The organism is Paenibacillus sp. MAH-35 (assembly GCF_058135425.1).
Genome location: NZ_JBYUPU010000013.1, coordinates 80808 through 91920 on the forward strand (window position 1 = coordinate 80808; position 11113 = coordinate 91920).

The 11113-nt window shown below is 53.7% G+C and carries 7 protein-coding genes; 2 read left to right on the plus strand and 5 right to left on the minus strand.

The annotated features are described in order from the left end of the window. Positions 1 to 7: 7 nt before the first annotated feature. The 5 genes from AC3Y2E_RS16260 to AC3Y2E_RS16280 all read right to left on the minus strand — a co-directional run bounded on the left by AC3Y2E_RS16260 (position 8) and on the right by AC3Y2E_RS16280 (position 8109). Positions 8 to 1360, minus strand: coding sequence for an ABC transporter substrate-binding protein (locus AC3Y2E_RS16260; RefSeq protein WP_379212090.1), 1353 nt, complete (start codon positions 1358 to 1360; stop codon positions 8 to 10). A 47-nt stretch (positions 1361 to 1407) separates the two neighbouring features. Further along, on the minus strand, positions 1408 to 2718 hold the full coding sequence (locus AC3Y2E_RS16265) for an ABC transporter substrate-binding protein (RefSeq protein WP_379212092.1): 1311 nt from the start codon (positions 2716 to 2718) through the stop codon (positions 1408 to 1410). A 268-nt stretch (positions 2719 to 2986) separates the two neighbouring features. Further along, positions 2987 to 3955, minus strand: coding sequence for a sialidase family protein (locus tag AC3Y2E_RS16270; RefSeq protein ID WP_379212095.1), 969 nt, complete (start codon positions 3953 to 3955; stop codon positions 2987 to 2989). Positions 3956 to 4193: 238 nt separating this feature from the next. Beyond that, on the minus strand, positions 4194 to 6554 hold the full coding sequence (locus tag AC3Y2E_RS16275) for a helix-turn-helix domain-containing protein (protein WP_379212097.1): 2361 nt from the start codon (positions 6552 to 6554) through the stop codon (positions 4194 to 4196). A gap of 22 nt (positions 6555 to 6576) precedes the next feature. Beyond that, a complete protein-coding gene (locus tag AC3Y2E_RS16280) occupies positions 6577 to 8109 on the minus strand; it encodes an extracellular solute-binding protein (protein ID WP_379212099.1) in 1533 nt (510 codons plus the stop codon). 364 nt (positions 8110 to 8473) lie between these two features. Between AC3Y2E_RS16280 and AC3Y2E_RS16285 the strand changes: the two genes are divergently transcribed. Next, a complete protein-coding gene (locus AC3Y2E_RS16285; protein WP_379212102.1) occupies positions 8474 to 9238 on the plus strand; it encodes an ABC transporter ATP-binding protein in 765 nt (254 codons plus the stop codon). Further along, the gene (locus AC3Y2E_RS16290) at positions 9213 to 11105 is read left to right on the plus strand and encodes an FtsX-like permease family protein (protein WP_379212104.1); all 1893 of its coding nucleotides are present in this window, start codon (positions 9213 to 9215) and stop codon (positions 11103 to 11105) included. Before AC3Y2E_RS16285 ends, AC3Y2E_RS16290 begins: the two co-directional genes overlap by 26 nt. Positions 11106 to 11113 lie beyond the last annotated feature (8 nt).

Here is an 11113-nt window from a genome sequence, read left to right on the forward strand (position 1 = left end):
AACCGGTTTACTTGCGGCCTTCCGCGTACTTCTTCGTCTGCTCCTCGTCAAACTGGCGCAGCGCCGTGTTCAAGTCGACTTGATCTTTAATGATTTTGCCCATCAGATTGGTGATGTCGTTTAAAGCTCTGCCTGCAAATTCCGTCGGCGGGAACGGCTTGGCCGGCTTGGTTTTAAATACGGCTTGCACGTTTTTCCCTTTCAGGATGTCAAGATTTTTGCCGAACTCGTCTTCGAACTTTTTATCCTTCAGCACCGATATTTTGCCGTCGCGCACAAGCTCCAGCTGCACTTCGTCGGAGACGACCGTACTCATGACCTGTAAAGCGGCTTCTTTGTTTTTGCTTGTTTTGGCAAGCAGCATCAAGTGAATGTCAATTTGCGTGCCGATCCCCGGCTTCTCCGGGAATACCGGGTAGGAAGCCATATCCCAATTCGTGAAGCTCGACTTGATTTTGTCGTCGTTCATAAAGCTGAGCCAGTTCAGGCCGGCGATCATGGCGATCGTCTGGGTTTGGTTAAAATCTTTTATGCCGTTGCCGAGCGATTTGATATCCGAGTTGCCCGGAATCTCGTAGATGTCTCTGACCATCTGGAACACGCGTTTCCACGCATCCGTATTGGCAATCGATTTGTAAGTGGCCGGATCGATGAGAGGCAGCTCCAGCTGGGAGCCGGGACGGAATACCGAGTCGGGCTCCAATCCCCGATACTGCACGTTGTCCGCCACCCGCGTCAACTTTTTGGCAAGCTCCGTCACCTCTCCCCAAGTCATGCCGTCCTTCGGGTACTCGACTCCGAATTTGTTGAATATATCCTTGTTGTAGTACAACGCGTTAAACTGCAGTGTATACGGCAATCCGACCAGATAGGGGGTCTGATTCGTGATTTTGATCGATTCGAGCGCATCCGCCTTAAACCCGCTAAGATCGGTTTTTTGGCTTTGCACCAGCTCCGTCATATCGAATTGCAGATCCCACTGCTTGAAATCCTGCAGGGTGAGCGAATTCGTCGTAATGATATCCGGCACTTCTTTCGCAGCGATCAAGTTCGGCAGCGTCACCGTTTTGTTATCGATCAGCAGCGGCTTGACCGTGATATGCGGATATTTCTTTTTCACCGGCTCGATCACGTACCGCTCCATCTCTTTTTCTGTAAAATAACCGGGCCGATAACCGAAAGTGATCGTTACCGGCTCCTGCTTCGCAGGCTGCACGGCAGCCGGCTGTGTGCCGGACGCGGCATCGGCCCCTTGACCCGAACCTCCCTCTGAAGCTTCTTTCCCTCCGCATCCGGCCAGCAATGACGCCGTCATCGCCGCAATGGCGGATAAAGCGACCGTTCTTTTTTTCCCCAGCATATGAATACCGACTCCCCTCATATTTTCATCAGCTACAACGGACTTCCTTACTTGCTCTTGCTGTCCTCGATGTGACGGTTGATTTTTTGATCCGCATCGCGCAGTGCGCTGTTCAAATCCTGGCCGTTGAAATAGTCCTCGAAGCTTTTCAGCACGATTTGATTGACTGCGCTGTCTTCATAGCGCGAATAGGCCGGTGCCGGGACGGGAGAGCTTTTGAAGATCGACTCCAGCCGTTTGCCTTTCAGGAAAGGCATGTCGGCGCCCAGCTGTTTTTTCATCTCCGGGTTTCGCAGCGGAGACAGCCTGGCTGTCGTTCGCGCGCTCAGCAGTTGAACCTCGTCGGAGGTAACGACCTGAAGCACCTGCATCGCTTGATCCTTATGCTTGCTTGTCTTCGTAATCGCAAGCACGTGCGCATCGACATGGCCGTACACATTCGGCTTCTCCTTATAGCTCGGATACTGGGCCACGTCCCAATTCAAGCCGCCGGTGGTCGCTTCCTCCAATGCCAGATTCAGCAGGTTGATCGTCGTAATCATCGCCAGATTCTGGTCCTTCAGGAAAGCGGGTTTGGCATTGGCGTTCAGGAAATTCCCCGGCTTATTGCCCGGTATCGAATAGATGGAGCGGGCAAGCTCGAACACCCTCCTCCATTCGTCCGTGTCGATCGCGGACCTTTCATTCCCGCTGTTGACGTACGTGATCCCGAGCGGCTTGGACAACCGGGATACCGCCTCCGGATCGAGACCCCGGTACGAGACCCCTCCCTCGCTGCGGGTAACTCTTTTTGCCAGCTCGATCGTCTCTTCCCACGTCATGCCGTCTGACGGGTACGGGACGCCGAACCGGTCGAAAAGATCTTTGTTATAGTAAATCGCATTAAACTGGACGGTAAACGGAAGGGCGTACAGCTCCCGCTGCCCCGACAATACGCGGATGGAATCCAGGACGACCGGCTCGAACCGGGACAGATCTGCGCCGTGCCGGGCGGCAAGCGGCGTCATGTCGTACAATAAATCGTAAGCCTGAAAAGTAGACAACCCGCCATTCCACGTATACAGCAAATCCGGAGGCTGGCCGGCGGCCACCAAATCTTGAATCATCGTACCTTTGCCGGGCTTTAGCAACTCGATGTCGATATGCGGGTATTTCTTCTTGACCGGCTCGATAAACAACCGGCTGACGTCCTTCTCCTCAATGCCTACCGCCGGAAACAAGCTCAGCTTGACCGGCGACGCATCGAATGCCTCCGCCTTCTCCGCGGCCTCCTTAGCAGGTCCGCAGCCCGCCAAGGCGGGAAGTATGCAGACACCGGCCAAGAACGACTTCATTATTGCAGCTTTCCCTGCCTTCACTTGTATAGCCCCCTTAGAAACTGTCGATTAAATGTGTAGAAGTGTTAGCTGGCCGTTCCAAGTGAAAAGTTGCCTTCTTCTGCTCAGACAGGTTGTCCGGAATCCCTTGATTTTAAAGGATTTTAAGGTTTGGGATTCCAGACAAAACTCGCCAGAAGGCAATCTTTTCACTTTCCACTCGGTTGTTCATAATGAATCGACAGTCTCCCTTAACCCCTTAACGCGCGCCCAATGATAGCCCGGATGTCCGCCCGAGCAGAGCGCACCTTTATTGCAGCGTCAAGCGCCAATAAACGATTTTTACCCGGTTCCACGTATATGTGATATATAGGTGGTCGCCCTGCGTTACGATAGCCGGATACGAAAATTCCCCCGGCTCGTCTTCCAGCACAAACTCGTCCCCCCACGTATTCCCGTTGTCGTGCGAGAGACGGACGACGAGCGGCGTTCTCGCCCCCCGGTCCTCCCCGACCGGATTGTATACGAGGGCCAGCGTTCCGCTCTGCATCCGGGCGAGATCGATGCCGCTGTTGTTGTTGGGCAGCGGCGTCGCATAAGCGGGTGACCAGGTTTCCCCTTGGTCCGTGCTGTCGCTTCGGTATATCGCCCCTGCGGTGCTGCGCAGCAGCATATGAACGCCCTCGTCCGATTCCCATAGCGTCGGCTGAATGATTCCTTTCCCTGGGAACGTTGCATGATCGATCGGGACGAGACTACTGGCCTTCCACGAACCGCCGTTATCGCAGGAGATATCGACAAAAGCATCCCACTGCTGCAGCGTTTCGAGCGAAGCCGGAGCCAGCAGCATCCCGTTGCGCAAAGAAATCGGCTTATTCCGTACCGGCCCGCGTCCCCCCGTATCGTTCTGAACAAGCGGGACCGGCTCCGACCAGCTTGCGCCGTCGTCCGTAGATATGCACGTCAGCGTATGCCAATGAGGAATCGTATGGCCGACCTTATAATACAGGCGGAGCTTCCCCTCGTTCGTACGGAACAGAACCGGATTCCAGTGCGGCATCCCCTCACGGTCCGCAATCTTTTGCGGTTCCGACCATTTCCCCTTCGCCCGTTTCGAGCTCCAGATCGCTACATCGCCCATTCCTTCCTTCGTGCCTCCGAACCAGGCGGCCCGAATACTCCCGTCCGGCAATACGTCCAAGGTGGAAGCATGACAGCTGGCAAACGGCCGGCGGTCACCAAAAATATATTCTTTTTCCGTTAAGCTGTACCTCAACACGACTCACTCCCATCCCGCAACACTTGATCGTTTCCGACTGCGGCCGCAATCTGGTATCACTATATCCCCGTACGAACCCGTTTCCAAGAAGCAAAACGGGCGCCCCGTGCATCAATTTTCGCACTTCGGCGACCGATGATGCATTTATCTACCTGGCTGCATTTTTCCTACTCGAAGAAACGCACAACAACCAAGCCCGAAACCTCTCGGCTTCGGGCTTGGCTGTTTCGTAATGCGTTCAATCCGGTATTCCAGCCGCCTCTCTGTTCGCGTCGGCTGCGATCGATTTGCGAAAATCGTTCGGGGACAAACCCTCCACCTTTTTAAACGTGCGCAGAAACGTCGTCCGGTTATGAATTCCTACCTTCTCTGCAATCGCGCCGATCGGCAGATCGGAATGGAGGAGCAGCTCTTTCGCTTTGGAGATTCGCACTTGGCTGATGTAATCGGTAATATTCATTCCGGTTTTCTCTTTGAATACGCGGGAGACGTACTTGACGGAAACGTTCATTTTATCCGCGATCTTGTCCAGATATAAATCTTCGTTGTAATGCTCGTCGATGTAGCTCATGATGGCGGATAGAAGCGCTCCCGACCTGTAAGCATGCTGCTGACGAACCATCGTCTCCGCGATCCCGCTATACAACCTGTGCAGCAGCTGCCGCCTCTCCTCCGGGTCGGCGGCGCTAGCCTGGAAGTGGAATAGCTGTTCCTCTTCTCGCTCCGTTAATACCGCAGCGACGCCAATGCCCTTCTCGGACACAAATCTCAGCCCGGTATAGGCCATATCCGAGATGAGCGAGTGAAGCTGTTCGGCGGAACCGCCCTTGAGCTCGCATGACCTCAAAAGGTGATCGACCGCCTCCGACAAGCCCCCTTCGTCCCCCAGCTTCAGCAGATTCAGCAGCTTGTTTTCGTCAGAGAACAAATAGGAAGCGTCTACCCTCCTATCAGGCTTGTCCTCCCTCAGAATGACAAAATCCGGAGAGGACGTTTTCCTTCGCAACTGGTCCATTGCCTCCCGGTAAGAACGCGGGATGCCGTCCAGCCCCGGGTATAAACGGCCGGTCTCGATATGGACGCTGCAATAGATCGCATCATACCGGAACGTTTCCGCCAACTGCTCCAGCCCTGAACGGATGCCGGCGAACTCCTCCTCGTCGTCCAAATTAACGACGCAAATATATTGATGCTGCCTGCACTCAAGAACGTACAGGTCGGCATAATCCTGAAGCGTTCCCCAGATCAGTTTCTTGAGCTTGCTATGAATGAGCATCCGGTCGACATCCTGCACCCCGGAATAAAATGTCATCTTAAACTCGAACAGGATCGTACAGCACGCAAAGCCGCTTTTCGAATATCCCATCTGATCGAGCAGCAGGCTTTGCTGTTCCCGGGACAGCTTGCCGCCCTGCAGCAATTGAAGCAAGGCAACGTCCAAATATTCCGTAGACACGTTGCGCAGCTTCTCCTCGAACTGCCGGTTGTACCGAAGCAGTTGGTCGATGCCTTGACCGATCCTTTCAAACTCGTCTGATGGCGTTACACGGCCGGGCGCCGGCTCTGCCCCGTTTTCTCCTTGATTGAGGATGTCCGAGATGCGCCGGATCGGATTGTAGATCCGAAAAGTAAATACGAATGAAAACGCAATGCTGATTACGCCCAATACGGCACAAATAAGGAGCAGCATGTTGACGATGCCCCCAGCCTGCTTATTGAATTCGGTGGCAGGGGTGAGCGCGTAGTACTTCCATCCGTATATGTCGGATTGGACGATGGCCGCCAAATACTTTTTCCCCTCAATGGATATCGGCTCGGACAAGGCGGCCGGCTTGCCGGCTATCCGGTCGATCTCTCCGGCGGTTTCGCTATTGGGAAACGCCTGATCCGAAGCTAGAATAAAACGACCGTCACCGCTAGTTACGATGAAGCGGGTGTTCGGGTATGCGACGTTTCCCGCCAACGTTTTTCGGATCGCGTCAAGCGATACGGAGGCCACGATGACGGCTTTGTTTCCCTGAATGACGCCCGAGGTCAGGAGCGGAACAACCTCCCTTTCGTAAAACGGAGTTTGGACCATGGAGCGGTCCAATATTTCTACCTGCGGCGCGTCGGTTCGTTTCCGTTCCCAGAAGCTCCGGTCATACTCAGCGAACCGATAAAACCCGTTAAAAAAGGAACCGAAATCTTCCACTCCTCCGCTGGTGTAAACTTTATCGTTATCGACATACACGAAAATTTCGTCCGTCGTCGTGTTTGCGATCGAACGGATTCGCCTCAAGCCGTTCAGCAGCTGATGAACCTCCGTCCGTTCTTCCAGCGAATAAGCGGCGAAAGGCTTCATGAGCCGGATGACGGACGTGTCGCCGAACAGGCCGACAATCGATTCCTGGACCATCCGCAGATCGTTATCTATCGCTAGGGCTGAAGACCGCATGTTCATCGTTATTTTCTCTGTAAACTCCCGCTTGAATTGATCGACGAAGCGGTCGTAGGTGAACGTACCGATCAGTGCGATCGGAAGCAGCAGCGATAAGAAATATAGCAAAATTTGAATGAAAAGGCGGTTGACCCGAAAATACTTCCTCCATAAGTTCATTGCAAACTTCCCCCATACCGCTTTATGGCCGTACACGCGCCAATGCGTCGTTATAGATCGTCTCCATCTCGGGTACGCCGGCCCCAGTCAATTGCTCGGCATAAGCCTCGTATTCGCTTAACGGCCTTGTACCTATTATAAACTTGAGCAGCTCCTGCTCGAGTGGGGCCAGCCTGGAACGGATATGGGTCAACCGGTCCCGCTCCTCCTTCGTAAAGCTTGGAGCCAAGTTGTCGATGACAATCGCCCCCGGATCGCGCTTCAGCTGCTCGCTCCAGCGCAACAAGTCGGGACTTGACAGCTCCATGGCCGGTCTTTCATCGACAAGCGGAGAAATGGCCAGCAGACCAGCCCCGACTTCCGACTGCATCATGCGAATCGGATCGGCCGTTTGTTTGTAGGTTTCGGCGAGACGGGCGCTTACTCGGGGCTCTCCGTCCAGGATCTCGTACGTTTCCCCACGGATGCCGAAATTCGATACCATCGCCCCTTCGGGACTGTACAGCCAGTCGAAGAGTTTGATAACCCGGAGAGGGTCCTCCACATTGGAACTGATCGCATAAATATCGGATAGCCAACCTTTCGGATACAGAAATCCTCTTGTGCTGCCTTTAGCATTTGCAAGGTAAGGAATCAGCTCCAGACGATAGTCCGGATGATCCCGCTTTAACGCCTCGTTGAAATTAAGCGCAAACGTATAATTGTCGTAATAAAAAAAGGATTTCCCCGTGCCGAGGTTATCGCTCCAGCGCTGCTGACTGTTGACATCGAAGTCGGAATCGATCAGCTCCTCGCGGTACAGCCTGTTCAGGTACATCAGCACTTCTTTGAATTCCCGCTTGTTCGTCCCGTACAAGTACCGCCCGCCTCCCAGATCCGGATCGAAGTACATCCCCGCTCCCGAGCCGAGTCCGAAGGCGACCGCATTCAGAAACGATCCGATTCCTCGCGCCGTCCATGGAATCGAATCCGGATACAGCTCCTTCAGCTTTTGCAGCACGGTATACAACTCGTCAAACGTACGGGGGACCTCGAGCTGATGCTTCATCAAGATGTCGGTGCGAATCATCGGCGCTTTCGCATTTTGTATGTAATGCTCAGCCGTTACAGGAAATCCGTACAGTTTGCCGTCTACGTACAATCGCTGCATCAGCGGATTTTCCTTGAGGATGCTCCGGAAATGGGGCATCTGTTCCAAATAGTCGGATACGGGCAAAAAAATCCCCGTTCTTGCAAACTCAGTCATCTCATTCGGATTGATCAGCAAAATATCCGGCATATGGCCGGTCGTCATCAGCGATCTCTTCTTGTCCGAATAGCTGCTGAGCGGAACCGGGACCAGGTTTAACGTAATGCCGGTTATGCGCCGAATCTCCTTTAGAACAGGCGTGTCCGTCCTGAGAACCTGTGCCGGATGGTCGCTCCTTATTAACTCAAGCGTAAAAGGCTCCGATGTTTGCGCTTTCATATAACTGCAGCCGGAGACCGCCGGGAGCAGGGCAAGAAGCGCACCAAGTGCAATTCGATTGAAAGCCGATTGCCTGTAACCGATCACGAAAGATCCCCCCTCCCTGTAAACAAGGACGTTTGGCGATAGCCAATACAGGTTCAATTGTAGGTACTAAATGGAAAAAAGACAAGAACTTTTTGTTCATCAATAAGGAACGAGGTTCTATTTTTATTAAAATATCATGTAATAGACATCCTTTCAAGCGGCCGCGGTCTTCATCAGCAACCTGCTTCGGCTGCGGCTGCAACTCCGTTTTCGCATTCGAAGCTTACAACATTGAAAGTTTTCCGTAAGTTAGATCCATGGCGCTCCGGGCGGCCGGATGCGATGATATCCATAGAGAATTCGCCGAAGCTGATGGTTTCGAAGCCAATATTGCTTCGCAAAACGTTGAAGGAGTGTACCGTACATGCTGGAAGTCAGAAACGTATCCAAAGTATATGAAGGCAAAGTAGCCTATCAAGCGTTGTCAGGTTTAAACTTTACGATTCAAAAGGGAGAATTCGTCGGCGTCATGGGACCGTCCGGCAGCGGCAAAACGACGCTGCTGAATGTCGTCTCGACGATCGACAAGCCTTCGTCGGGCGAGGTGCTTATCGACGGCGTCGACACCCACCGGTTAAACAAGCGCCAGTTGGCGCTGTTCCGCCGTCAGGAGCTCGGCTTCGTCTTTCAGGATTTTAATCTGCTGCAAACGTTGACTGTAAAAGAGAACATTATCTTTCCGCTGACGCTGGAAAACGTCCCGATCGCCGAACAGGACAAGCGGGTGCAGCAAATCGCGGACAAGCTCGGCATCGCGGGCATCCTGAACAAGCGCACATATGAAATTTCGGGCGGCCAGTGCCAGCGCACCGCCATCGCGCGGGCGATCATCCACGATCCGAAGCTGATTCTCGCGGACGAGCCTACGGGCAACCTCGATTCGAAGTCGGCCAAAGACGTGCTCGAGACGCTTCAGAGGCTGAATCGCGACGAAGGCGCCACGATGATGATGGTGAGCCACGATCCGCAGGCGGCCAGTTACTGCGACCGCGTCATCTTCATCAAGGACGGAACACTGTACCGGGAGCTGCACCGTACGGACGGACGCGAAGCTTTTTTCCAAAACATCATGAACGTATTGTCTTCCATAGGAGGATCGTCGGATGAATTTTCGTCAGTTCGCGTTTAAGAACGTTTTCCGCAACAAGCGTCTGTATGCCGGCTACTTTTTCAGCTGCGCCTTCTCGGTCATGATCTTTTTCGCCTATTCGATGTTCGTCTTCCACCCGGAGCTGAATTTCTCGACCCACGGCAGCTACGGCAAGGGCGCTCAGACAAGTATGGACGTGTCGCAGTATATCATTTACGTATTTACGTTTCTTTTTATTTTGTACTCGATGAGCGTCTTTCTGAAGTCGCGCAAAAAGGAATTCGGCATCTGCATCATGCAGGGCATGTCCGATCTGCAGCTCCGGAAGCTCGTCTTTCTCGAAAATGTGATCATCGGGCTGACTGCTACCGCTTCCGGCATCGCGGCCGGACTGCTCTTGTCGAAAGGGATGCTGATGCTGGGAACGTCCGTGCTGGCGCTGGAGAAGCCGCTTTCCTTTTATTGGCCCGTCACGGCGGGATGGTTAACGCTGGCCGCTTTCACGCTGCTCTTCGTAGTGATTTCGCTCTTTACGGCCATCATCCTGCGAAGCAGCTCGCTGATCGATTTGCTGAAAGGAACCGCGAAGCCGAAGCCGGAGCCGAAGGCGTCCACCTGGCTGGCTATACTCGCCGCCGTACTGCTCGCCGTCGGTTACGCCGTCGCATTTATCGTGAAAGGAATGCTCGTCCTGCTGGCGCTGCTTCCCGTCGTGGTAATCGTTAGCGTGGGTACGTACTTCCTGTTCACCCAGTTGAGCGTGTATATCATCAACAAGCTGAAACGCAAGCAAAAGCTGTACCGCAGCAATACGAATATGATTACATTGTCCGATCTGGCTTACCGGATGAAAGATAACGCACGGATGTTTTTCCTGGTGTCGATCATCTCGACGGTCGCATTCTGCTCGATCGGGACGCTGGTCGGGATGAAATCGATGTTCGTAAGCATGATGTCGGAATCGACTCCGGCTTTCAAATACGAATCGTTTGCCGGCAACGCCCGCGCAGACGAGCATACGTCCCTGATCGAGCAGCGGCTGCAGCAGGAAGGTGTCGAGTATGAGAAATTCGTCGTGAATATTAAAAGGCTGCAAGTGGCCGAATCGGGCAGACAACACCTCTTCATCCCGGCCGGCGACTACAACCGTCTGATGAACGGGCAGGTCCAGCTCGGCGATCGCGAAGCTTATCTGTATTTCCCGGACGATATGGGCTTCGGGAAACGGGAGGAAGGCGATCAAGCCAAGCAACTGAATGTGAAGGAAGGGAATTCTTCGTTTACGGTGACGAAAAACGAAGCGATCCCGGCCCCGCTGAAGCAGTTCGACTACGGGAGCATCGTCATCGTCTCCGACGCGGCTTACCGGTTGCTTCCCGAATCGGAGCGGGGCTCGGTCACTTACGTGTACGAGGTGAAGAAGTGGGAGCAGACGCTGGGTACGGCCAAAAAGCTCAACGGTGAGCTTCAGGGCGAGCAGAAGCAGTTCAGCTTTACGTCCCGGGCTTACGAGATCAACGAGATGAACCAAAGCTTCGGGCAAATATTGCTGACCGGACTGTTCATCGGCGCCGTCTTTTTCGTCGCGGCGGGCAGCTTCCTGTACTTCCGCTTATACGCCGACCTGGACAACGACCGGGTGCAGTACCGGGCGATCTCCAAGCTGGGTCTGACGGAAGCCGAGCTGTCGAAGATCGTCTCGACGCAAATCGCGCTGCTGTTTTTCGTGCCGATAGTCGTCGCGCTTGTCCACGGGGCGGTCGCGCTCAATACGCTGCAAAATACGTTTAACGCCAATCTGGTAAAGCCTTCGGCGCTTGTGCTGGGCACGTTCCTGGCGATCCAGATCGTCTACTTCCTTTTCATCAAGACGAGTTATGTGAGAAAATTGAAAAATGTGATGTAATGTGATCA

Excerpts from the sequence above, each read along its gene's own strand:
- AC3Y2E_RS16290 (WP_379212104.1), top strand. The coding sequence starts at position 9,213 with ATGAATTTTCGTCAGTTCGCGTTTAAGAACGTTTTCCGCAACAAGCGT.
- AC3Y2E_RS16275 (WP_379212097.1), bottom strand. The coding sequence starts at position 6,554 with ATGAACTTATGGAGGAAGTATTTTCGGGTCAACCGCCTTTTCATTCAA.
- AC3Y2E_RS16260 (WP_379212090.1), bottom strand. The coding sequence starts at position 1,360 with ATGCTGGGGAAAAAAAGAACGGTCGCTTTATCCGCCATTGCGGCGATG.
- AC3Y2E_RS16285 (WP_379212102.1), top strand. The coding sequence starts at position 8,474 with ATGCTGGAAGTCAGAAACGTATCCAAAGTATATGAAGGCAAAGTAGCC.